Raw genomic sequence first — 23,591 nt, forward strand, 5'->3', positions numbered from 1 at the left:
GAGATATGGAGAGAATTATTGTCTGGCACCGTTGTTTTTGCGTTGCAGGATAACGCCGCTGATATGGACTAAACAGTCGTGAGTGGGAAAGTGTGAGGCAGGTAACAACCCCCACCCGATGCAGGTGGGGGGAGGGAGAATTAATGCGCTTTAACCGCGCCAGCGGTTTTCTGCTTGCACAGGTAGCCGATGCCAAGAATGGCAATCCATACCGGAATTAAGTATACCGAAATCGCCATACCCGGCGTCATCAGCATAATCACCAACACCGCAGCCATGAAAATCAGGCACACCCAGTTACCCAGCGGATAAAGCAGCGCCGGGAAGCGTGTGGTAACGCCCTGCTGCTGTTTGGCTTTGCGGAACTTCATGTGCGCCAGGCTGATCATTGCCCAGTTGATCACCAGTGCGGAAACCACCAGCGCCATCAGCAGGCCAAAGGCGGATTCCGGCGCCAGGTAGTTGATCAGTACGCACAGCGCCGTAACCAGTGCGGAGACCAGAATGGTGTTTACTGGTACGCCGCGTTTGTCGACGTTCATCAGCGCTTTTGGCGCATTGCCTTGCTGTGCCAGACCGAACAGCATACGGCTGTTGCAGTATACGCAGCTGTTATAGACAGAAAGGGCGGCGGTCAACACTACGATGTTCAGGGCATTAGCAACAAAGGTGTCGCCCAGCTCGTGGAAAATAAGGACAAACGGGCTGGTATCTGCCGTGACGCGCGTCCACGGCATCAAGGAAAGCAGAACCGCCAGCGAACCTACATAGAAAATCAGGATACGGTAGATAACCTGGTTGGTTGCTTTGGGAATGCTTTGCTCCGGGTTATCGGCTTCTGCCGCGGTGATCCCGACCAGCTCCAGCCCACCGAAAGAGAACATAATAATAGCCATCATCATCACCAGACCGGTGAATCCATGCGGTAGGAAGCCCCCCTGGTCCCACAGGTTACTGACGCTGGCCTGCGGACCGCCGTTGCCGCTAAACAGCAACCAGCCGCCAAACAGGATCATCGCAACCACGGCAATGACTTTAATAATGGCAAACCAGAACTCCATTTCGCCAAACACTTTCACGTTGGTCAGGTTGATGGCGTTGATCAGCACGAAGAAGGCCGCCGCAGAAACCCAGGTTGGGATCTCTGGATACCAGAATTGGATATATTTACCCACGGCTGTCAGTTCAGCCATGGCAACCAGCACGTACAGAACCCAATAGTTCCAGCCAGAAGAGAAGCCTGCGAAACCGCCCCAGTATTTATAAGCAAAGTGGCTAAAGGAGCCTGCAACCGGCTCTTCAACCACCATTTCACCTAACTGACGCATAATCAAAAAGGCGATAAAGCCGGCAATAGCGTAACCCAGAATAATACCCGGTCCTGCAGACTGGATAACGGATGCGCTACCGAGGAATAACCCGGTACCAATCGCGCCACCCAGTGCGATTAGCTGTATATGGCGGTTCTTAAGACCGCGCTTGAGCTGATCGCCATGCTGTTGACTTTCCATCATTAAACCTCGTGTGTGGTTTTACTCTTCATATTTCGAGTACTTATTTTTTGAACTACGCAGTAATGCGTGTGTAAGTTTGCAATTCCGTTTGTTGTATTAATTAGTTTACAGATGCTTTAGATAAAATGTTGCCTTAAGACTTTTGTCTTGATCAGAATAATGATATGCGAGCGCGAATGCACCTGCTTTGTGCGGGGAAGATGACGAGTTGAATAAAAAGAAACCATTTGTAAATACGAGTTTATCTACCACAAAATTTCCGTTTTGAATTTCTATTCATTAATTGTGGTTGATACGTCGATAAATAAGCAGGTGAATCGGTTCAGATGAGATAATATTTCGTTTCAATTCCGTTAAAACTACCCCGTGGTGGGTAAATTTAACATTTGTGCATAGTTACATGTTTGAAACGTTATTTCTGTAATGTTGTTAAAATATGCCCCCTTTACTGATTTCAATCAAAACCTGTATGGACAGAAGGTGAATACTTTGTTACTTTAGCGTCAAGAACATGAAATTGGTAAGACCAATTGACTCCGGGCAAATGGCTTAAGACAGGAAATCATGGCCTACAGCAAAATCCGCCAACCAAAACTCTCCGATGTGATTGAGCAGCAGCTGGAGTTTTTAATTCTTGAGGGGACACTTCGCCCCGGAGAAAAACTCCCACCGGAACGCGAGCTGGCAAAACAGTTCGACGTCTCCCGCCCCTCCTTACGCGAGGCGATCCAACGCCTTGAAGCGAAGGGGTTACTGCTGCGTCGTCAGGGCGGTGGCACTTTTGTTCAGAGTAGCCTGTGGCAGAGCTTTAGCGACCCACTGGTAGAGCTGCTCTCCGACCATCCTGAATCCCAGTTTGACCTGCTTGAAACGCGCCATGCGTTGGAAGGTATTGCAGCTTATTACGCTGCACTGCGCAGCACGGATGAAGACAAAACGCGTATCCGTGAACTCCACCATGCAATCGAGCTTGCGCAACAGTCCGGCGATCTTGACGGCGAATCTGATGCGGTACTTCAGTATCAAATTGCTGTCACCGAAGCGGCACACAATGTAGTGCTGCTCCATTTGCTAAGGTGTATGGAGCCGATGTTGGCCCAGAACGTTCGGCAAAACTTCGAATTGCTGTATGCGCGTCGTGAGATGCTGCCGCTGGTAAGCAGTCATCGTACCCGTATCTTTGAAGCAATCATCGCCGGGAAGCCTGAAGAAGCGCGTGAAGCGTCTCATCGTCACCTGGCCTTTATCGAAGAGATTCTGCTGGACAGAAGCCGTGAGGAAAGTCGTCGTGAACGCGCCTTACGCCGCCTGGAGCAACGAAAGAATTAGTGATTTTTCTGGCAGAACGTTAACCAGAAGATGTTGTAAATCAAGCGCTAATAAAATGCGCGGCAACTAAACGCAGAACCTGTCTTATTACGCTCTCTGACGAGAACGTAATGGGACAGGTTCCAGATAACTCAACGTATTAGATAGATAAGGAATACCCCCATGTCAGAACGTTTCCCAAATGACGTGGATCCGATCGAAACTCGCGACTGGCTACAGGCGATCGAATCGGTCATCCGTGAAGAAGGTGTTGAGCGTGCTCAGTATCTGATCGACCAACTGCTTTCAGAAGCCCGCAAAGGCGGCGTGAAAGTAGCGGCAGGTGCAGGGGCCAGCAATTATGTAAACACTATTGCCGTTGAAGATGAACCGGAATACCCGGGCAATCTGGAGCTGGAACGTCGTATTCGTTCTGCTATCCGTTGGAACGCCATCATGACCGTACTGCGCGCGTCTAAAAAAGACCTCGAGCTGGGTGGCCACATGGCATCCTTCCAGTCCTCCGCAACGGTATATGATGTTTGCTTCAACCACTTCTTCCGTGCACGCAACGAGCAAGATGGCGGCGATCTGGTGTACTTCCAGGGCCACATCTCTCCGGGCATCTACGCACGCGCATTCCTGGAAGGTCGTCTGACTGAAGAGCAGATGAACAACTTCCGTCAGGAAGTACATGGCAAAGGCCTGTCTTCCTACCCGCACCCGAAACTGATGCCGGAATTCTGGCAGTTCCCGACCGTATCTATGGGTCTGGGCCCAATCGGTGCCATCTACCAGGCTAAGTTCCTGAAATATCTGGAACACCGTGGCCTGAAAGATACCTCTAAACAAACCGTTTACGCCTTCCTGGGCGACGGCGAGATGGATGAGCCAGAATCTAAGGGCGCTATCACCATCGCGACCCGTGAAAAACTGGACAACCTGGTCTTTGTTATCAACTGTAACCTGCAGCGTCTTGACGGCCCGGTAACCGGTAACGGCAAGATTGTTAACGAACTGGAAGGCATCTTCGCGGGTGCTGGCTGGAACGTTATCAAAGTCATGTGGGGCGGTCGTTGGGATGAGCTGCTGCGTAAAGACACCAGCGGTAAACTGATCCAGCTGATGAACGAAACTGTTGACGGCGACTACCAGACCTTCAAATCCAAAGATGGTGCATACGTACGTGAGCACTTCTTCGGTAAATACCCGGAAACTGCAGCCCTGGTTGCTGACTGGACTGATGAGCAGATTTGGTCTCTGAACCGCGGTGGTCACGATCCGAAGAAAGTTTACGCTGCACTGAAAAAAGCGCAGGAAACCAAAGGCAAAGCAACTGTAATCCTCGCCCATACCATTAAAGGTTACGGTATGGGTGACACCGCTGAAGGTAAAAACATCGCTCACCAGGTTAAGAAAATGAACATGGACGGCGTGCGTTATATCCGCGACCGTTTCAACGTTCCTGTGACCGACGAGCAGGTTGAAAACCTGTCTTACATCACCTTCCCGGAAGGTTCTGAAGAGCACACTTATCTGCACGCTCAGCGTCAGAAACTGCACGGCTACCTGCCTGCTCGTCAGCCGAACTTCACCGAGAAGCTGGAACTGCCAGCTCTGGAAGACTTCGGTGCGCTGCTGGAAGAGCAGAACAAAGAAATCTCCACCACTATCGCTTTCGTTCGTGCCCTGAACGTGATGCTGAAGAACAAGTCGATCAAAGATCGTCTGGTTCCGATCATCGCTGACGAAGCGCGTACTTTCGGTATGGAAGGTCTGTTCCGTCAGATCGGTATCTACAGCCCGAACGGTCAGCAGTACACCCCGCAGGACCGTGAGCAGGTTGCTTACTATAAAGAAGACGAGAAAGGTCAGATCCTGCAGGAAGGTATCAACGAACTGGGTGCTGGCGCATCCTGGCTGGCTGCTGCGACCTCTTACAGCACCAACGATCTGCCGATGATTCCGTTCTACATCTACTACTCCATGTTCGGGTTCCAGCGTATCGGCGACCTGTGCTGGCAGGCTGGCGACCAACAGGCTCGCGGCTTCCTGGTAGGGGGTACTTCTGGTCGTACTACGCTGAACGGCGAAGGTCTGCAGCACGAAGATGGTCACAGCCATATTCAGTCTCTGACTATCCCGAACTGTATCTCTTACGATCCGTCTTACGCGTACGAAGTTGCAGTCATCATGCACGATGGTCTGGAGCGTATGTACGGTGAGAAACAAGAGAACGTTTACTACTACATCACCACGCTGAACGAAAACTACCACATGCCGGCAATGCCAGCAGGTGCCGAGGAAGGTATCCGTAAAGGTATCTACAAACTCGAAACCCTCGAAGGTAAGAAAGGTAAAGTTCAGCTGCTGGGCTCCGGTTCTATCCTGCGTCACGTGCGTGAAGCAGCACAGATTCTGGCGAACGACTACGGTGTAGGCTCTGACGTTTACAGCGTAACTTCCTTCACTGAACTGGCGCGTGATGGCCAGGATTGTGAGCGCTGGAACATGCTGCACCCGATGGAAACTCCGCGCGTTCCGTACATCGCTCAGGTGATGAACGACGCTCCGGCAGTAGCATCTACTGACTATATGAAACTGTTTGCCGAACAGGTTCGTACTTATGTACCGGCTGATGATTATCGCGTACTGGGTACTGACGGTTTCGGTCGCTCTGACAGCCGTGAAAACCTGCGTCACCACTTCGAAGTTGATGCTTCCTACGTGGTTGTAGCGGCCCTGGGCGAACTGGCTAAACGTGGCGAAATCGATAAGAAAGTGGTTGCAGACGCAATCATCAAATTCAACATCGATGCAGATAAAGTTAACCCGCGTCTGGCGTAAGAGGTAAAAGAATAATGGCTATCGAAATCAATGTACCGGACATCGGGGCTGATGAAGTTGAAATCACCGAGATCCTGGTCAAAGTGGGCGACAAAGTTGAAGCTGAACAGTCGCTGATCACCGTAGAAGGCGACAAAGCCTCTATGGAAGTTCCGTCTCCTCAGGCTGGTATCGTTAAAGAGATCAAAGTCTCTGTTGGCGACAAAACTGAGACCGGCAAACTGATCATGATTTTCGATTCCGCCGATGGTGCAGCAGCCGCTGCACCTGCTCCGGCAGAAGAGAAGAAAGAAGCAGCTCCGGCAGCAGCACCTGCCGCCTCAGCAGCGAAAGAAGTACACGTACCGGACATCGGTGGTGACGAAGTTGAAGTTACCGAGGTCATGGTTAAAGTCGGCGACACCGTTGCGGCTGAACAGTCTCTGATCACCGTAGAAGGCGACAAAGCCTCTATGGAAGTTCCGGCGCCGTTCGCAGGTACTGTTAAAGAGATCAAAATCAACACCGGCGACAAAGTGTCTACCGGCTCGCTGATTATGGTCTTCGAAGTTGCGGGCGCAGCGCCTGCTGCAGCACCGGCTCAAGCGGCAGCTCCAGCAGCAGCGGCGGCTCCGGCAGCTTCTGGCTCGAAAGAAGTTAACGTACCGGATATCGGCGGTGACGAAGTTGAAGTCACTGAAGTGATGGTTAAAGTGGGCGATAAAATTGCCGCTGAGCAGTCACTGATCACCGTAGAAGGTGACAAAGCCTCTATGGAAGTTCCGGCACCGTTCGCGGGCACCGTGAAAGAAATCAAAATCAGCACCGGCGACAAAGTCAAAACCGGTTCTCTGATTATGGTCTTCGAAGTTGAAGGCGCAGCGCCTGCTGCCGCTCCTGCGCAAGCCGCAGCTCCGGCTCCGGCCGCTGCACCGGCTCAGGCTGCTAAACCAGCCGCGGCGCCAGCAGCGAAAGCGGAAGGCAAATCTGAGTTTGCTGAGAACGACGCTTACGTTCATGCAACGCCGCTGATTCGTCGCCTGGCGCGCGAATTCGGTGTGAACCTGGCGAAAGTGAAAGGTTCTGGCCGTAAAGGTCGTATCCTGCGTGAAGACGTTCAGGCTTACGTGAAAGACGCTATCAAACGCGCCGAGTCTGCTCCGGCTGCTGCTGGTGGCGGTATCCCGGGCATGCTGCCCTGGCCGAAAGTGGACTTCAGCAAGTTTGGTGAAATCGAAGAAGTGGAACTGGGCCGTATCCAGAAAATCTCTGGTGCTAACCTGAGCCGTAACTGGGTGATGATCCCGCACGTTACGCACTTCGACAAAACTGATATCACCGATCTGGAAGCGTTCCGTAAACAGCAGAACGCGGAAGCTGAAAAACGTAAACTGGACGTGAAATTCACCCCAGTGGTCTTCATCATGAAAGCCGTTGCCGCCGCTCTGGAACAGATGCCACGCTTCAACAGCTCCCTGTCTGAAGACGGTCAGCGCCTGACCCTGAAAAAATACATCAACATCGGTGTTGCGGTGGATACGCCGAATGGTCTGGTTGTTCCGGTCTTCAAAGACGTGAACAAGAAGAGCATTACCGAGCTGTCTCGTGAACTGACCACCATCTCCAAGAAAGCACGTGATGGCAAGCTGACCGCTGGCGAAATGCAGGGCGGTTGCTTCACCATCTCCAGCATCGGTGGCCTGGGTACTACCCACTTCGCGCCGATTGTGAACGCGCCGGAAGTGGCTATCCTCGGTGTCTCCAAGTCCTCTATGGAGCCAGTGTGGAACGGTAAAGAGTTTATGCCGCGTCTGATGATGCCGATTTCGCTCTCCTTCGACCACCGCGTAATCGACGGTGCGGATGGTGCGCGCTTTATCACCATCATCAACAACATGCTGTCTGACATTCGCCGCCTGGTGATGTAAGCGAAAAAGCCGGCCCGACGGCCGGCTTTTTTCTGGTAATCTCATGAAGTCAGTGAGGTTATTGTGCGAAAGACAAATCGGTTGCCGTTTGTTGTTTCAAAATTGTTAACAATTTTGTAAAATACGGGCGGATAGAACGACCCGGTGGACGACGGGTATAAATTAAGAGGTCATGATGAGCACTGAAATCAAAACTCAGGTCGTGGTACTTGGGGCAGGCCCTGCAGGTTACTCTGCTGCCTTCCGTTGCGCAGATTTAGGTCTGGAGACCGTCATCGTAGAACGTTACAGCACCCTCGGTGGTGTTTGTCTGAACGTCGGCTGTATCCCTTCTAAAGCGCTGCTGCACGTAGCAAAAGTTATCGAAGAAGCCAAAGCGCTGGCTGAACACGGTATCGTTTTTGGCGAGCCGAAAACCGATATCGACAAGATTCGTACCTGGAAAGAAAAAGTTATCACTCAACTGACCGGCGGTCTGGCTGGTATGGCCAAAGGCCGTAAAGTGAAAGTGGTTAACGGTCTGGGTAAATTTACCGGGGCTAACACCCTGGAAGTTGAAGGCGAAAACGGCAAAACCGTGATCAACTTCGACAACGCGATCATCGCGGCGGGTTCCCGTCCGATCGAACTGCCATTCATTCCGCATGAAGACCCGCGCGTGTGGGATTCCACCGATGCTCTGGAACTGAAAACTGTTCCTAAGCGCCTGCTGGTAATGGGCGGCGGTATCATCGGTCTGGAAATGGGTACCGTGTACCATGCGCTGGGTTCAGAGATCGACGTGGTTGAAATGTTTGATCAGGTTATCCCGGCTGCCGATAAAGACGTGGTTAAAGTCTTCACCAAACGCATCAGCAAGAAATTCAACCTGATGCTGGAAACCAAAGTGACCGCCGTTGAAGCGAAAGAAGACGGTATCTACGTTTCCATGGAAGGCAAAAAAGCGCCTGCTGAAGCTCAGCGTTACGATGCGGTGCTGGTGGCTATCGGTCGTGTACCGAACGGCAAAAACCTCGATGCGGGCAAGGCTGGCGTGGAAGTTGATGACCGTGGCTTCATCCGCGTTGACAAACAGCTGCGCACCAACGTTCCGCACATCTTTGCTATCGGCGATATCGTCGGTCAGCCGATGCTGGCGCACAAAGGTGTTCACGAAGGTCACGTTGCCGCTGAAGTTATCGCCGGTAAGAAACACTACTTCGATCCGAAAGTTATCCCATCCATCGCCTACACTGAACCAGAAGTTGCATGGGTTGGCCTGACTGAGAAAGAAGCGAAAGAAAAAGGCATCAGCTACGAAACCGCCACCTTCCCGTGGGCTGCTTCGGGCCGTGCTATCGCTTCTGACTGCGCAGACGGTATGACCAAACTGATCTTCGACAAAGAATCTCACCGTGTTATCGGTGGTGCGATTGTCGGCACCAACGGCGGCGAGCTGCTGGGCGAAATCGGTCTGGCGATCGAAATGGGTTGTGACGCTGAAGACATCGCGCTGACCATCCACGCTCACCCGACTCTGCACGAGTCCGTGGGCCTGGCGGCAGAAATCTTCGAAGGTAGCATCACCGACCTGCCAAATCCGAAAGCGAAGAAAAAGTAATCTCCCGCTTTTGTGAATACGCCTCTTCGGAGGCGTTTTTTTTGCCTGAAAGCTACCAGTTTTGGTAGTCATGTTATTGATATTTCCACTAAAAAAAACTGCGCAACTGCCGATACTTTTTTCGCCATTGTGTGGCTACTGGCTGCACGGAGAAGAGGCTCTGGACTCTCTATTACACGAAAAAAGGAAAATACATGTCTTTAAAAAAAATCGCGGTTGTTGGCATGGTTGTCGCGACAATGACGCTGACCGGTTGTGGCGCGATGACCACTGCCGTTAAAAAACGTAACCTCGAAGTGAAAACGCAGATGAGCGAAACCATCTGGCTGGAGCCTTCCAGCGAGAAGACCGTCTACATTCAGGTAAAAAACACTTCTGATAAAGACATGAGCAACCTGCAAACCCTGCTGGCAAACGATTTGTCCGCGAAGGGCTATAAAGTGACCAGTTCACCGGACAGCGCCTACTACTGGGTGCAGGCGAACGTACTGAAAGCAGACAAAATGGATCTGCGCGAAGCTCAGGGCTTCCTGAAGACCGGCTACGAAGGGGCGGCGGTGGGCGCTGCGTTGGGTGCGGGGATTACCGCCTATAACAGTAACTCTTCCGGTGCGGCGCTGGGTGTTGGCCTGGCGGCGGGACTGATCGGTATGGCTGCTGATGCTATGGTGGAGGATGTGAACTACACCATGGTTACCGACCTGCAAATCTCTGAGCGCAGCAAAGCGAAAGTGACAACGGATAACGTTGCCGCTCTGCGTCAGGGCACGTCTGGCATTAAGCTGCAAACCAGCAGCGCGCAGGGCGATCGCGCAAAATACCAGACCCGCGTGGTGTCGAATGCTAACAAGGTGAATCTGAAGTTCGAAGAAGCGAAACCGGTTCTCGAAGCGCAGCTGGCGAAATCCGTCGCTAACATCCTGTAATCTGTTGAAAGTTGCCGGGTGGCGGTTTCGCCTTACCCGGCCTCCTAACTTTTCGCCTCTGGGGATCAGGGTGCTACGGGCTGCCAGTTTTTATCCGGATGGTATGCGGTTAACGCCTGAGCTTTCTGCTGCGACTCCTCGCCAAGATCCGCCTGGTAGACCTTGTCTTCACCGTTAATGATAAAACTCATGACACCGGTGTGATCGTAGCTGACGGGCCAGGCAACCATCGCAAAGCCGCTGGCTTTATCGGGAAGGATACGGAAATGATAGCCGTGATAGCCCGTACCTGGCTCCGGTGGGCTAAAGGCCGGGCCTAGCGGGCTGGGGGCTTCGCCGGGCGAAACAGGCCAGTACAGACCGTCTTTTTTCCCTTCAGAACTGACAATCTTTTGCGCGTATTTTTGGTTCATCGCAAAGTAGCTTTGCTGAGCATCTACATAGGCGTGTAATGCTTCAATCGCGGAAAGTTCGTTGCGCCCAATCTCACGAGTCAGGATCTCTTCCGCCGCTTCCTTGATATCAAATTGCCAGCCAGAAGCGGTTTTAACAACGGGGATCGGCAGTTGCCAGTCGCTATCCCCGACCACCAGATGCGCGGTATTGCCGTCGACGATGGTGTTATGGCGAACCTTCCAGTCTCGCAGGAAGCGATCAACCGCATCAGGATCAACGCCTTCCGGCGGCAGAAACTCGCGCCAGTTTTCCCCAAGCAGGTTGTTCATCGCGCTTTCATTTTGCTCGCTGATAGCGCTTGCCAGGGCATCGGTCGCCTGGTCTGGCGTACTGAAGGATTGCTGTGCCATCGCGGTGGCCGAAACCATGAACAACACCATTCCACTGAGTAGTTTATTTTTCATGTCGGCTCCCTTAACGATGACGGAATTCACGGTGTTCAGCACGACCGCCGGAAAGCTGGCGAGATGGCTGGTTGCGGGCGACCTGTCTGCTTTGAGCACCTCGCTGCTGCTGCGCCTGCCAACTGGCGGAGCGACTGTCGTTGCCGCTCAGTGCATTAGCGCGTGGCTGGCTGGTCCGCTGTTGAAGATTACGCTGCTGCACATTGCGTTGCTGCGCTGGTTGCGTGATCCGTTTCTCCTGGCGTTGGGTCGCGGCCTGGCGATTTTCGCGCTGCTGAGTGTTCGCCCGTTTCGCCGTTTGCGGTTTGGTATCGTAACCCCGGTAGTTATTACGCTGGGAAATTTGCTTCAGCTGTTGGCTGGATGCCTGACGCTGGGCGTCTTTCGTGCCTGGACGCGCCGTCTGCGGGAATGTTTTCCCCGTTGATTTTTCCATCTGGCTCAGGGCTGCCTGACGCTGGCTATCACGGTTGACCGGTCTTTGCTGGGTTGAGCTTAAACCCGTTGCCGTGTTAGTGGGGTGAAAGCGGTTATTAAGCTGGTTGTTAGGGTACGGCACGCCCTCGCGATAGGCCGGGTTATGCTGCCAGGTACGGTTAGCGTCCGTCAGCCGTTGTCCACTGATTTTATTGAAGTTATCAACGTTGATATTAATGTTGTTATCACCATTGCGGTTATAACCGCCATGGTTATCCCAGTCATCGTTATGATGGTGATCGTCGTCATCCCAGTCGATATTGCTGAAGATGGCATAGGTTGTGGCAACACCGAGGCTGAAGCCTAAACCGTTCACGAAGCTGTTGCCAAACTGCTCACCGGGCGTTGGCGGCAGATAGGTTGGCGGATAGGCGGTGTTCGGCCAGGTACCGTAAACCGTATTCGGGTTATAGGTGGGAACGTACACTACCTGTGGATCGGCGGATTCAATTTTGATTACCGTTGGAGCCGGTGGGGCCGTCGATTGAACTGTTACTCCTTCTTGAGTTTGGGTACGAGGAGGAGGCACATTTTTCACACTCGTGGTGACTGTCTGCTGCGGTGTCGATTGCAACGCACCGGTCTGTTGCGCCAGCGCACGCAGGCGTTGCACGGAATCCATAACATCTTTCGGCTGCGCAAGGAAAGCATCGCCCAGGCTTTGTACCCACGGCGGATTTTCACCCATCAGCGACATCAGTTGCGGAAATGCGACCAGTGATTTCACGCTGGGATCCCAGGGTTGGCTGGCAACGGCCTGAATGGCGGCATCACCCTGCATTTTGGGGTTGTCTTTTGACCACTGCGCGGCCTGGATGACGTTGGCCGGGTAGGTTGAGGCCATCAAAATCTGCGACAGCAGTGAATCCGGATAGAGCGCGATAGGCGCAACCCACTGATCGATTTGTGCCGCCGTGTACGTAGGTGTTGCAGCAGGTGCTGGGGCGGCTGGGGCAGGGGCCTCTACGGGAGCCGGAGCCGGCGCTGACGGTTGTTGTGCGACGGGGGCTGGAGCTGCGGGCTCCGTTGCGCGACTTTTAACGAACATCACGCCAGAGGCGGCAAACAGCCCGGCACTGCACAGAAGGACAAGCAGGTGTGGCTTAAAGGGCAACTTCATAAAATGACTCCAACGAGACAAGTGCTGTGCCGTGAGGCGTTCCTGTTGCCGCGAGTATTATTCACCCGTGTTAGACAGTTTTGACTTTTATTGGGGATTCACCCGGCAGGTCCGGAAAAAGAGTGTGAAGATTTATTACACAATTATATCTGATGGCTGAAAAGTCGCTGGAATATTCAGCAGGTCACGCTTGAAAATCAACCGTTTCAGGGCGGTTTCAGGTAGCCTTAATGGCCTCCCGCCTTGTCGCTATACCATTCTTAACGATTCAGCCAATTTTTTATGTTGCTTTTTTGTAAACGGATTAACACTTAATGAAAATCCTGTTATTGTGCCTTATGCGGTACCGGGCATTTACCCTACTAACTACTGTCTCACAGGAGCGTGAAGAGAATCGCCCATCTACAAAAGCGCCGCATTATGACAATGAGAGCGAGGAGATATCGTCGTGCTAGAAGAATACCGTAAGCACGTAGCTGAGCGTGCTGCCCAGGGGATTGTGCCAAAACCTTTAGACGCAACCCAAATGGCCGCACTTGTCGAGCTGCTGAAGACCCCGCCTGTGGGCGAAGAAGAATTCCTGTTAGACCTGTTGATCAACCGCGTTCCTCCTGGCGTAGATGAAGCCGCGTATGTTAAAGCTGGTTTTCTCGCTGCCGTCGCGAAAGGCGACACTACCTCCCCGCTGGTTACGCCAGAAAAAGCCATTGAACTGCTGGGCACCATGCAGGGTGGTTACAACATTCATCCGCTGATTGACGCGCTTGACGATGCAAAACTGGCGCCGATTGCCGCCAAAGCGCTCTCTTCAACGCTGCTGATGTTCGATAACTTCTACGATGTAGAAGAAAAAGCCAAAGCGGGCAACGAATATGCGAAGCAGGTAATGCAGTCCTGGGCCGATGCCGAATGGTTCCTGAACCGTCCAGCTCTGGCTGAAAAAATCACCGTTACCGTCTTCAAAGTGACCGGTGAAACCAACACCGATGACCTCTCTCCGGCTCCTGACGCATGGTCTCGCCCGGATATCCCTCTGCACGCGCTGGCGATGCTGAAAAACGCCCGTGAAGGTATCGAACCGGATCAGCCGGGCGCGGTAGGTCCGATCAAACAGATCGAAGAACTGCAGAAAAAAGGCTACCCGCTGGCTTATGTGGGTGACGTTGTCGGTACCGGTTCTTCGCGTAAATCCGCTACCAACTCCGTACTGTGGTTCATGGGCGATGATATCCCGCATGTGCCGAACAAGCGCGGCGGCGGTCTGTGCCTCGGCGGTAAAATTGCACCTATCTTCTTCAACACCATGGAAGATGCGGGCGCGCTGCCAATCGAAGTGGATGTGTCGAACATGAACATGGGTGACGTGATTGACGTTTACCCGTTCAAGGGCGAAGTACGCAACCACGAAACCGGCGAACTGCTGGCAAGCTTTGAGCTGAAAACCGACGTGCTGATCGACGAAGTGCGCGCCGGTGGCCGTATTCCGCTGATCATCGGTCGTGGCCTGACCACTAAAGCGCGCGAAGCGCTGGGCCTGCCGCACTCAGACGTCTTCCGTCAGGCGAAAGACGTGGCGGAAAGCAGCCGCGGCTTCTCTCTGGCACAGAAAATGGTGGGTCGCGCCTGCGGCGTGAAAGGTATCCGTCCGGGCGCGTACTGCGAACCGAAGATGACCTCCGTGGGTTCTCAGGATACCACCGGCCCAATGACCCGTGACGAACTGAAAGACCTGGCATGCCTGGGCTTCTCTTCTGACCTGGTGATGCAGTCCTTCTGTCACACCGCCGCGTATCCGAAGCCGGTTGACGTGACCACGCACCATACGCTGCCGGACTTCATTATGAACCGTGGCGGCGTGTCGCTGCGTCCGGGCGATGGCGTTATCCACTCCTGGCTGAACCGCATGCTGTTGCCGGATACCGTCGGCACCGGCGGTGACTCCCATACCCGTTTCCCGATTGGTATCTCCTTCCCGGCGGGTTCCGGTCTGGTGGCATTTGCCGCGGCGACCGGCGTGATGCCGCTGGATATGCCGGAATCCGTTCTGGTGCGTTTCAAAGGCAAAATGCAGCCGGGTATTACCCTGCGCGATCTGGTACACGCCATTCCGCTGTACGCGATCAAACAGGGTCTGCTGACCGTTGAGAAGAAAGGTAAGAAAAACATCTTCTCTGGCCGCATCCTTGAAATCGAAGGTCTGCCGGATCTGAAAGTCGAGCAGGCGTTCGAACTGACCGATGCCTCCGCTGAACGTTCCGCTGCCGGCTGTACCATCAAACTGAATAAAGAGCCGATCGTTGAGTATCTGAACTCTAACATCGTGCTGCTGAAGTGGATGATCGCTGAAGGCTATGGCGATCGCCGTACGCTGGAACGTCGTGTGCAGGGGATGGAAAAATGGCTGGCGGATCCGCAGCTGCTGGAAGCCGATGCTGACGCAGAATATGCGGCGGTGATCGACATCGATCTGGCGGATATCAAAGAGCCAATCCTGTGTGCGCCGAACGATCCAGACGATGCGCGCCTGCTGTCTGACGTGCAGGGCGAGAAGATCGACGAAGTGTTCATCGGCTCCTGTATGACCAACATCGGCCACTTCCGTGCCGCCGGTAAGCTGTTGGATGCGCATAAAGGCCAACTGCCGACGCGTCTGTGGGTGGCGCCGCCAACCCGTATGGATGCGGCACAGCTGACCGAAGAAGGCTATTACAGCGTGTTCGGTAAGAGCGGCGCGCGTATTGAGATCCCGGGCTGTTCCCTGTGCATGGGCAACCAGGCGCGTGTGGCTGACGGCGCAACGGTAGTGTCCACCTCTACCCGTAACTTCCCGAACCGTTTAGGTACCGGAGCGAACGTCTACCTGGCTTCTGCTGAGCTGGCGGCGGTTGCGGCGCTGATTGGTAAACTGCCGACGGCGGAAGAGTATCAGACCTATGTGGCGCAGGTGGATAAAACTGCCGTAGATACCTACCGTTATCTGAACTTCGACCAGCTGTCTCAATACACCGAGAAAGCCGATGGTGTGATTTTCCAGACCGCGGTGTAATGCGCTAACGCGTTTTGTCTAAAAACGCATCAATGCCCGGAGAAGTCTGCTTCTCCGGGCATTTTTATTTCTATTCCTTATACCCGCTACGCTTTTTTTCTGCCGCGCTGCTGCGATAATTACAGCAAGGCGCAATGCGGTATTGGCGCATTGCCGGGAGCAGAGGAAGACATTATGGATTACGAATTTCTGCGCGATATTACCGGGGTGGTAAAAGTGCGTATGTCCATGGGCCACGAGGTGGTGGGGCACTGGTTTAATGAAGAAGTGAAAGAGAACCTGGCCTTACTGGATGAAGTGGAACAGGCGGCGCGTGCGGTGAAGGGCAGTGAGCGCTCCTGGCAGCGAGCAGGGCATGAATACACGCTCTGGCTGGATGGTGAAGAGGTGATGGTTCGTGCTAATCAGCTGGAGTTCACCGGAGATGAAATGGAAGAAGGGATGAACTACTACGACGAAGAGAGCTTTTCACTTTGCGGCGTAGAGGATTTTCTTCAGGTCGTGGCCGCATATCGTGAATTTGTGCAACAGCGTTAATTCATGCGGAGCCAGCGGGCTCCGCTATGCCTGTTACTTCACGTACGCCAGCAGGCTTAACGAGTCACGCGCCAGCGCTTTGCATTTTTTTGCCGTTGGGATACCGATACCGCTGAGATCGCGGTAGCTGTCTTCACCCAACGCTTTCATATTGAAGGTGTCGTAATTACTCAGGTCCCACTGGTTTTGCTGGGCAAAAAAGACCAGTGCGCGACGAATCTGCCCGTTAGGCAAATTCTGGTATCCACAGTCATTTTTCAGAAAAACAAAAACTGCCGTTAAATCGGCCATATCTTCGGCTTCGGACTCACTCAGCGCGTAGCTATTTGCGCATACGGCCATCAGGCTGCCGAACAAAACTGTTCTGAAAAACGTCTTCATTGCTTCTACCACTGCATCACGGAATTTAAACGTTAGCACACTGCGAGCGAAGCGACGACCTTTATTATTAGCCGTTCACTTGACCTTCCCGTAAGGGGAAGGCTTATGCTTAAAAGATAGCCTGCTTAAGCTGCTGAATATAAGGAAGTGATTATGCAACGTCGTGATTTTTTAAAGTACTCCGTGGCGCTGGGCGTCGCGTCAGCGTTACCTTTGTGGAGCCGGAGCGTATTCGCCGCAGACCGTCCCGCATTACCCATTCCAGACCTGTTAACCGCCGATGCTTCTAATCGCATTCAGTTGATTGCACAAGCCGGGCAGTCGAGCTTTGCAGGTAAAACCGCCACCACATGGGGATATAACGGCAACTTGCTCGGGCCAGCGGTCAAGCTGAGCAAAGGGCAGGCGGTCACGGTGGATATCCACAACCAGCTTGCCGAAGAAACGACGTTGCACTGGCACGGGCTGGAAATCCCCGGAGAGGTCGACGGTGGGCCGCAGGGCATTATCCCGGCGGGCGGGAAACGTTCAGTGACCTTCACGCCGGATCAGCGCGCGGCAACCTGCTGGTTCCACCCGCATCAGCATGGGAAGACTGGTCGCCAGGTGGCGATGGGTCTGGCCGGACTCGTGTTGATTGAAGATGAAGAGATTCGCAAGCTGCTGCTGCCTAAGCAGTGGGGCATTGATGATGTGCCGGTGATTATTCAGGACAAACAGTTCTCTGCTGATGGTCAGGTTAACTATCAACTCGACATCATGACCGCTGCCGTCGGCTGGTTTGGCGATACGCTGCTGACCAACGGGGCGATTTATCCTCAGCATGCGGCACCGCGCGGCTGGCTGCGCTTGCGTCTGTTGAATGGTTGTAACGCGCGCTCATTGAATATTGCAGCCAGCGACAATCGTCCTTTGTACGTTATTGCCAGCGATGGCGGACTGTTAGCGGAGCCGGTAAAAGTGACCGAACTACCTATGCTGATGGGCGAACGCTTCGAAGTGCTGGTGGATGTGAGCGACGGTAAAGCATTTGATCTGGTCACTCTGCCTGTCAGCCAGATGGGCATGGCGATTGCGCCATTTGATAAGCCGCACCCAGTGATGCGCGTTCAGCCGCTGCTGATTACCGCTTCCGGCACGCTGCCGGATACGCTGACGTCTATGCCCGCGCTGCCATCGCTTGAGGAGCTGACGGTGCGAAAACTGCAATTGTCTATGGATCCGATGCTCGACATGATGGGCATGCAAATGCTGATGAAGAAGTACGGCGCTCAGGCTATGGCGGGTATGGATCATGGGAAAATGATGGGCCATATGAACAATGACAATATGGGTCACGGGAATATGAATCATGGCAATATGAACCACGGTGAGATGGGGAATATGCAGCATGGCGACATGGGCAACATGAAGCATGGAACATTCGATTTCCATAATGCCAATCGGATTAATGGCCAGGCGTTTGATATGAATAAACCGATGTTTGCCGCGGCGAAGGGGCAGCATGAGCGCTGGGTGATTTCCGGTCAGGGCGACATGATGCTGCATCCGTTCCACATTCACGGCACGCAGTTCCGCATTTTGTCTGAAAATGGCAAAGCGCCTGCCGCGCACCGCGCGGGATGGAAAGATACGGTACGGGTAGAAGGCGGTGTGAGTGAGGTTTTGGTGAAGTTTGACCACGACGCGCCAAAAGAGCATGCCTATATGGCGCATTGTCATCTGTTAGAGCATGAAGACACCGGGATGATGCTCGGTTTTACCGTATAAACAGCGGCGGATAGCGGTGGCGCTATCCGCTAAATGTTTATTCCAAAAACGGATTATTACCCTATCGTCCAGTAGAAGCATGCATATACTGATGAGGTTAATCACTCATCACGAGGTATTCATGACCCTTTTGCGTAAAATACTGACGGCATCTTTTATTATGCTTCTGGCTGTTTCGGCACAGGCTGCGATGAAGATGGAACGCCAACAGATTTCAAAACTGAATTTAAGCCTTGAAATTCCGCAGACGCTCACGCCGATGCCGGACGAAATGGCAAAAATCAAATACCCTTCTGAAAACCGTCCACAGGTGATTTACGGTGACGAACGCGGTAAGGCGTCTTTAGGTATTACCGCCGGGCGCAACGCGTTGCCTGCCGCTCAGTTGGATGTGGCAAAGGATGCGACACTGAAAATGCTGACCAACTTCAACCCGCAGGCCGAACCTGTCACGGTTGACGGACATAAAGCGTGGCTGATTACCTTCCGTTCTCAAGCGCCGGATACTGAAATTCTCAATATGCTGCTGATTACCTCGCAAAACGAGAAAGCGGTGCAGGTCTCCTTCAATATGACCAAAGATCTGGTGGCTCAGTATCAGGAAGCCGCAAAAGCGTCGTTACTGTCACTGAAGTTTGAATAAAAAAACGCCCGCTGAATAGCGGGCGTTTTCCATTTTACTTCGCGTCGTCCGGCAAGGCATATGCCACGATATAATCGCCCATCTTCGTACCAAATGAGCCGTGGCCCCCAGCGGAAATCACCACATACTGCTTACCGTTCACTTCATAGGTCATCGGCGTTGCCTGACCACCGGCCGGCAGACGGCCCTGCCACAGTTTTTCACCGTTACTCATGTTGTACGCACGCAAATAGTTATCCGCCGTCGCAGCGATAAACAGCACGTTCCCCGCGGTGGAGATAGGTCCGCCCAGCATCGGCATCCCCATATTGAACGGCACCGGAACCGGCATTGGGAACGGCATGCTGTCTTGTGGCGTACCTATACGTTTTTTCCACACCACGTGATTGGTTTTCAGGTCCACCGCGGAGATATAACCCCATGCTGGCTGCTTACACGGCAGGCCAAATGGTGAAAGGAACGGATTGAGCGTTACGCCGAACGGTACGCCGTATTGCGGCTGAATACCGGACTCCGTGCCTGTACCTTTGGCGTCTTTTGGCGGTTCCATTGGGTTGCCGGGACCGCGTGGGATCAGCTTCGAAACAAACGGCAGCGCCATTGGGTTGGCAATGGCGACCTGACGGTTAGGATCAACAGAGATGCCGCCCCATTCGAACATGCCGAGATTACCCGGGAACACCAGTGTGCCCTGCTCTGAAGGTGGGGTAAAAATGCCCTCATAGCGCAACTGATGGAACATTACACGGCACACCAGCTGGTCAAACATGGTTGCGCCCCACATATCCGCGCCACTGAGATCTTTATGCGGACGGAAGCTGAGGTCGGAGAACGGCTGGGTTTTGCTGACATAATCACCTTTGGCTGCCCCTTGCGGCACCGGTTTTTCCGGGGCTGGCACCACCAGTTCACCATTACGGCGATCGAGCACAAAGATATTCCCGGTTTTTGCCGGGGCATAAATGACCGGAACTTTCTCTCCGTTGACGTTGATATCCGCCAGAGTTGGCTGCGCCGGTAAGTCCATATCCCACAGATCGTGGTGAACGGTCTGATAGCTCCAGGCCAATTTCCCGGTAGTGGCATTTAACGCCAGGATGGAGCTGGCATAACGTTCCTGCTCCGGTGTGCGGTTACCGCCCCAGATATCCGGCGTGGTGACGCCCATGGGCAGATATACCAGATCCAGCTTCGCGTCGTAGGCCGCAGGCGCCCAGGAGTTCGGCGAGTTAAAGGTGAAGGTATGTTCATCCGAAGGGATGAAATTAGGATCTTTGGCGCCTGGGTCGAACGCCCACAGCAGCTTACCGGTATTCACATCGAAGCCACGGATAACGCCGGAGGTTTCGCGGGTGGAGAAGTTATCAGTCACCGACCCGGCAATCACAATGGTTTTATCAGTGATGATGGGCGGTGACGTTGGCTCATACAGACCCGGCGTGGTATCCGGCATATTGGTCTGCAGATTCAAAATGCCTTTATTGGCGAAGGTTTCACACAGCTTGCCGGTCTCGGCATTCAATGCAAACAGTCGCCCATCATTGACCGGTAAAAGGATACGGCGCGGACAGTCGGCCATCACCTCTGCTGAAGCCGTATCCGGTCTGGCTTCATGATAGGAAACGCCGCGACAAGTTACGTGCTGGAAGCTGGTATTGGTATTAAGTTGAGGATCGAAATGCCACTTCTCTTTACCGCTGGCCGCGTCCAGGGCAAACAGTCGCTGGTGGGCGGTACACAGAAAAAGGGTATCGCCTACTTTTATGGGCGTAACTTCATTGGTGATTTCACCGGGATCGTTGGGTTGTTTTAAATCCCCGGTACGAAATACCCAGGCTTCTTTCAACTGATGAACGTTGTCTGCGTTGATTTGTTTCAACGGAGAGTAGCGTTGACCTTCCTGATTGCGACCGTAAGCCGGCCAGTCTTCATCGGCAACCGGAGAGATAGCCTCAGCCTCGGTGGCATCAGCACTCAGCATACCGTGAACCTCTTGTGGGTCGTTGAAGCCAGCCCAGGTCAGGATACCGCCGCTAATCAGCAGGGCCACCACCAGCCCCGCTACTGCGCCACTGGAAGGGATAATCAGGCGACGCCAGACGAAAGGCAGGATAAGCCAGATACCAAAGAAGACCAGGATGTCGCTACGCGGCGTCAGCGCCCAGAAATCAAAGCCGACCTCCCATACGCCCCAAATCATGGTGGCGAGAAGCAGGGCGGCATACAGCCAAAGGGCAGAGCGTTTACTGCGCCATAACAGAAGCGCCACACCGAGCATGGCGAGGCCCGCGATCGGGTAATACCAGGAGCCGCCAATGGCGACGAGCCAGCCTCCGCCAATCAGGAGATACAGTCCACAAAGTGCCGCGAACACGGCGCTCAGGGTCACGATAAGCCGTTGAGAACGTACGTTGTTATTTGCCATAAAAAATACCATCACATGTGTTATTTCTTTAATAGCAGTTAATTATAGGAGCTAAAACGCGTGACCATTGTCACATTATGAACTTTATCAACAGATGCCGCGTATGAATGCTTTTGCTGGTATACTGCGTGCCTTGCGCTTAGATGCTGGCTTATTAAAAGTAAGCATTAAGTGATTTGTTTTTAAATCATATGGTTAGAGATATGAAACATACTGTTGAAGTCATGATCCCGGAAGCGGAGATCAAAGCGCGTATTGCTGAACTGGGACGTCAGATTAACGAACGTTATAAGGACAGCGGCAGCGATATGGTGCTGGTTGGTCTGTTACGCGGCTCATTTATGTTTATGGCGGACCTGTGCCGTGAAGTGCATGTCTCCCACGAAGTCGATTTCATGACTGCATCCAGCTATGGCAGCGGCATGTCTACCACGCGTGATGTTAAAATCCTGAAAGACCTGGATGAAGACATTCGTGGCAAGGACGTGCTGATTGTCGAAGACATCATCGACTCCGGCAACACGCTGTCTAAAGTGCGTGAGATTCTGAGCCTGCGCGAGCCGAAATCCCTGGCTATCTGTACGCTGCTGGATAAACCTTCCCGTCGCGAAGTGGATGTTCCGGTTGAGTTTATCGGATTCTCTATTCCAGATGAGTTTGTTGTCGGCTACGGCATTGACTATGCCCAGCGTTATCGCCATCTGCCGTACGTTGGCAAAGTGGTGCTGCTGGACGAGTAATGATAAACCGCGCCATTCCGGCGCGGTTTTAGACTATTTTATTCTGCTACGTAGGATATATGGCCCTGCAAATCGTCAGGCAGGTCATTCATGCTACCTCCATACCACTGTTCGCCCCAGACCACCACCGTGTTGTCTTCTTTGATTGCGCAGAAACTGTTGCCGTTGGAATAAACGCCGCACACGTTGGTTAACTGTTCTTCCAGCCCTGCGGTGGTGTAGATCCCCCAGCCGGTGACGGTGCCGTCGCTTTTCAGCGCGGCGAAGGCGCCGCGAATCCCGGAGAGGGCGACCACATTATTCAACCCCTCAGGAACTTTACCCGAGGTGGGGCCGCCCCAGGCCATTACGGTGCCGTTTTCGCGTAAAACGGCGACGGCGGTTTCACCGGCCACCTGGACATCGACAATGTCGGTAAGGGCGGCGATGTCGGGGGGAACCTGCTCGCAACCATAACCACTCTCCCCCCAGGCTACGACAGAGCCATTGGCTCGCCGCGCAGCATAAAATGTAAGAGACCCTTTTATGTCGTCAATATCCTCCAGTGCGGCAATTTCGTCGGGGAGATCCATGCCACTTTGATAGTTTCCCCAACTCACTACTTTGCGTACTTTAAACTCCCGGATGGCGGCGAATCCATAACCTGAAGCTGCAACATCGACTATATCGGTCATGGCGGCAATATCTGGCGGCATGGGAGTAGTTCTGTTTCCCCAGGACGCTACCTGTCCGGTATTTCTTAATACGGCAAAATCAAAGCCCGAATAGATGTTTTTGACATCCGTTAACGAGGCGATATCTGCCGGAGGTAAAAAGGCGTCTGCGCCCCAGGTGACGATGTTCCCTTGCTTCCCAAGAGCGCAAATGGCGTCAGCGGCTCCTTTGACCTGCTGGATATCCAGTTCTTGTATATTATCCGGGACATTAAGTTCATTTTTCGCATTGCTGCCCCAAGCAACCACCTGATTCTCGCCGTTAACGGCTAACAGGACCTGGTCTGTGCCAGCGGCTAAACGAATATTATGATTTTTAGTGTCGTCAGGTGATACTCCTCTCGCTACACCTCCCCAGGATGTCACCTGTCCATTATTTTTGATGGCAACAACAGCATCTCCATTACTTGATATATTGGCAATATTGAGGATGACCGTTTCATTATTCAGGGTGGCAATAATACGCTGGTTGGGATCGGTATCGGTAAAATATTTAGCTGTGATAGTATTTGTTTCATTTTCATATCGCCACTGAATGTCTATCGGTTCTAGCGTGCTGCTGTCCAGCGCTACGATCTTTTTTCTGGCATACAGCCACGTACTGGTATTATTGGTCCTGGCACCCATAATTTTAAATGCTTTTACCGGTTTGGTCGTCATCTTTTACTCCATTGCTTATATTGGATGGAATTGCTTTATTAAGGAAAAAAATTCAAAGAAACAATCTCTTTGCGGTGGGAGGACTGTAAGCTAAAAGAGTTAGAGGGTTACGTGACA

Annotated in this window: 16 protein-coding genes; 10 read left to right on the plus strand and 6 right to left on the minus strand. The window is 53.0% G+C overall.

Going from position 1 to position 23,591, the window contains the following annotated elements; translation table 11 throughout:
* Positions 1-140: 140 nt before the first annotated feature.
* Positions 141-1,514, minus strand: coding sequence for an aromatic amino acid transporter AroP (gene aroP, locus LA337_03440; protein UBI16764.1), 1,374 nt, complete (start codon positions 1,512-1,514; stop codon positions 141-143).
* Positions 1,515-2,078: 564 nt separating this feature from the next.
* On the opposite strand from aroP, the gene pdhR reads away from it, so the two are divergent.
* From pdhR to traT, 5 genes are all read left to right on the plus strand, one after another.
* Positions 2,079-2,843, plus strand: a complete 765-nt coding sequence (gene pdhR, locus LA337_03445) for a pyruvate dehydrogenase complex transcriptional repressor PdhR (protein UBI16765.1) — start codon at positions 2,079-2,081, stop codon at positions 2,841-2,843.
* Positions 2,844-3,005: 162 nt separating this feature from the next.
* Entirely contained in the window at positions 3,006-5,669 is a 2,664-nt protein-coding gene (aceE, locus tag LA337_03450; GenBank protein ID UBI16766.1) for a pyruvate dehydrogenase (acetyl-transferring), homodimeric type, read from the plus strand.
* Between the two features lie 14 nt (positions 5,670-5,683).
* The gene (gene aceF, locus LA337_03455) at positions 5,684-7,576 is read left to right on the plus strand and encodes a pyruvate dehydrogenase complex dihydrolipoyllysine-residue acetyltransferase (GenBank protein UBI16767.1); all 1,893 of its coding nucleotides are present in this window, start codon (positions 5,684-5,686) and stop codon (positions 7,574-7,576) included.
* A 175-nt stretch (positions 7,577-7,751) separates the two neighbouring features.
* On the plus strand, positions 7,752-9,176 hold the full coding sequence (gene lpdA, locus LA337_03460; protein ID UBI18395.1) for a dihydrolipoyl dehydrogenase: 1,425 nt from the start codon (positions 7,752-7,754) through the stop codon (positions 9,174-9,176).
* A 194-nt stretch (positions 9,177-9,370) separates the two neighbouring features.
* Complete coding sequence (gene traT / locus LA337_03465; protein UBI16768.1) at positions 9,371-10,102, plus strand: complement resistance protein TraT; 732 nt, start codon at positions 9,371-9,373, stop codon at positions 10,100-10,102.
* A 65-nt stretch (positions 10,103-10,167) separates the two neighbouring features.
* On the opposite strand, the gene LA337_03470 is transcribed toward traT, so the two are convergent.
* Together LA337_03470 and LA337_03475 are read right to left on the minus strand one after the other, a co-directional pair.
* Positions 10,168-10,962 carry a DUF2950 domain-containing protein gene (locus LA337_03470; protein ID UBI16769.1) on the minus strand — a complete coding sequence of 265 codons (795 nt, stop codon included), beginning with the start codon at positions 10,960-10,962 and terminating at the stop codon, positions 10,168-10,170.
* 10 nt (positions 10,963-10,972) lie between these two features.
* The gene (locus LA337_03475; GenBank protein UBI16770.1) at positions 10,973-12,559 is read right to left on the minus strand and encodes a DUF3300 domain-containing protein; all 1,587 of its coding nucleotides are present in this window, start codon (positions 12,557-12,559) and stop codon (positions 10,973-10,975) included.
* 448 nt (positions 12,560-13,007) lie between these two features.
* Between LA337_03475 and acnB the strand changes: the two genes are divergently transcribed.
* Together acnB and yacL are read left to right on the plus strand one after the other, a co-directional pair.
* Positions 13,008-15,605, plus strand: a complete 2,598-nt coding sequence (acnB, locus tag LA337_03480; GenBank protein UBI16771.1) for a bifunctional aconitate hydratase 2/2-methylisocitrate dehydratase — start codon at positions 13,008-13,010, stop codon at positions 15,603-15,605.
* Positions 15,606-15,779: 174 nt separating this feature from the next.
* Positions 15,780-16,142 carry a protein YacL gene (yacL, locus tag LA337_03485; protein UBI16772.1) on the plus strand — a complete coding sequence of 121 codons (363 nt, stop codon included), beginning with the start codon at positions 15,780-15,782 and terminating at the stop codon, positions 16,140-16,142.
* A 33-nt stretch (positions 16,143-16,175) separates the two neighbouring features.
* On the opposite strand, the gene LA337_03490 is transcribed toward yacL, so the two are convergent.
* Positions 16,176-16,523, minus strand: coding sequence for a YacC family pilotin-like protein (locus LA337_03490; GenBank protein UBI16773.1), 348 nt, complete (start codon positions 16,521-16,523; stop codon positions 16,176-16,178).
* Between the two features lie 153 nt (positions 16,524-16,676).
* On the opposite strand from LA337_03490, the gene cueO reads away from it, so the two are divergent.
* Positions 16,677-18,293, plus strand: coding sequence for a multicopper oxidase CueO (gene cueO / locus LA337_03495; protein ID UBI16774.1), 1,617 nt, complete (start codon positions 16,677-16,679; stop codon positions 18,291-18,293).
* Positions 18,294-18,414: 121 nt separating this feature from the next.
* Positions 18,415-18,936, plus strand: coding sequence for a hypothetical protein (locus tag LA337_03500; GenBank protein ID UBI16775.1), 522 nt, complete (start codon positions 18,415-18,417; stop codon positions 18,934-18,936).
* Between the two features lie 34 nt (positions 18,937-18,970).
* Here LA337_03500 and LA337_03505 read toward each other — a convergent pair whose 3' ends face one another.
* The gene (locus LA337_03505; protein UBI16776.1) at positions 18,971-21,361 is read right to left on the minus strand and encodes a glucose/quinate/shikimate family membrane-bound PQQ-dependent dehydrogenase; all 2,391 of its coding nucleotides are present in this window, start codon (positions 21,359-21,361) and stop codon (positions 18,971-18,973) included.
* A gap of 203 nt (positions 21,362-21,564) precedes the next feature.
* Between LA337_03505 and hpt the strand changes: the two genes are divergently transcribed.
* The gene (gene hpt / locus LA337_03510) at positions 21,565-22,101 is read left to right on the plus strand and encodes a hypoxanthine phosphoribosyltransferase (GenBank protein UBI16777.1); all 537 of its coding nucleotides are present in this window, start codon (positions 21,565-21,567) and stop codon (positions 22,099-22,101) included.
* Between the two features lie 38 nt (positions 22,102-22,139).
* Here the strand turns inward: hpt and LA337_03515 are convergent, their stop codons facing one another.
* Positions 22,140-23,474, minus strand: a complete 1,335-nt coding sequence (locus tag LA337_03515; protein UBI16778.1) for a hypothetical protein — start codon at positions 23,472-23,474, stop codon at positions 22,140-22,142.
* Positions 23,475-23,591: the final 117 nt, after the last annotated feature.

The sequence above is a fragment of the Citrobacter europaeus genome, from assembly GCA_020099315.1.
GTDB lineage: Bacteria > Pseudomonadota > Gammaproteobacteria > Enterobacterales > Enterobacteriaceae > Citrobacter > Citrobacter europaeus.

Excerpts from the sequence above, each read along its gene's own strand:
- aroP (UBI16764.1), bottom strand. The coding sequence starts at position 1,514 with ATGATGGAAAGTCAACAGCATGGCGATCAGCTCAAGCGCGGTCTTAAG.
- pdhR (UBI16765.1), top strand. The coding sequence starts at position 2,079 with ATGGCCTACAGCAAAATCCGCCAACCAAAACTCTCCGATGTGATTGAG.
- aceE (UBI16766.1), top strand. The coding sequence starts at position 3,006 with ATGTCAGAACGTTTCCCAAATGACGTGGATCCGATCGAAACTCGCGAC.
- aceF (UBI16767.1), top strand. The coding sequence starts at position 5,684 with ATGGCTATCGAAATCAATGTACCGGACATCGGGGCTGATGAAGTTGAA.
- lpdA (UBI18395.1), top strand. The coding sequence starts at position 7,752 with ATGAGCACTGAAATCAAAACTCAGGTCGTGGTACTTGGGGCAGGCCCT.
- traT (UBI16768.1), top strand. The coding sequence starts at position 9,371 with ATGTCTTTAAAAAAAATCGCGGTTGTTGGCATGGTTGTCGCGACAATG.
- LA337_03470 (UBI16769.1), bottom strand. The coding sequence starts at position 10,962 with ATGAAAAATAAACTACTCAGTGGAATGGTGTTGTTCATGGTTTCGGCC.
- LA337_03475 (UBI16770.1), bottom strand. The coding sequence starts at position 12,559 with ATGAAGTTGCCCTTTAAGCCACACCTGCTTGTCCTTCTGTGCAGTGCC.
- yacL (UBI16772.1), top strand. The coding sequence starts at position 15,780 with ATGGATTACGAATTTCTGCGCGATATTACCGGGGTGGTAAAAGTGCGT.
- LA337_03490 (UBI16773.1), bottom strand. The coding sequence starts at position 16,523 with ATGAAGACGTTTTTCAGAACAGTTTTGTTCGGCAGCCTGATGGCCGTA.
- cueO (UBI16774.1), top strand. The coding sequence starts at position 16,677 with ATGCAACGTCGTGATTTTTTAAAGTACTCCGTGGCGCTGGGCGTCGCG.
- LA337_03500 (UBI16775.1), top strand. The coding sequence starts at position 18,415 with ATGACCCTTTTGCGTAAAATACTGACGGCATCTTTTATTATGCTTCTG.
- LA337_03505 (UBI16776.1), bottom strand. The coding sequence starts at position 21,361 with ATGGCAAATAACAACGTACGTTCTCAACGGCTTATCGTGACCCTGAGC.
- hpt (UBI16777.1), top strand. The coding sequence starts at position 21,565 with ATGAAACATACTGTTGAAGTCATGATCCCGGAAGCGGAGATCAAAGCG.
- LA337_03515 (UBI16778.1), bottom strand. The coding sequence starts at position 23,474 with ATGACGACCAAACCGGTAAAAGCATTTAAAATTATGGGTGCCAGGACC.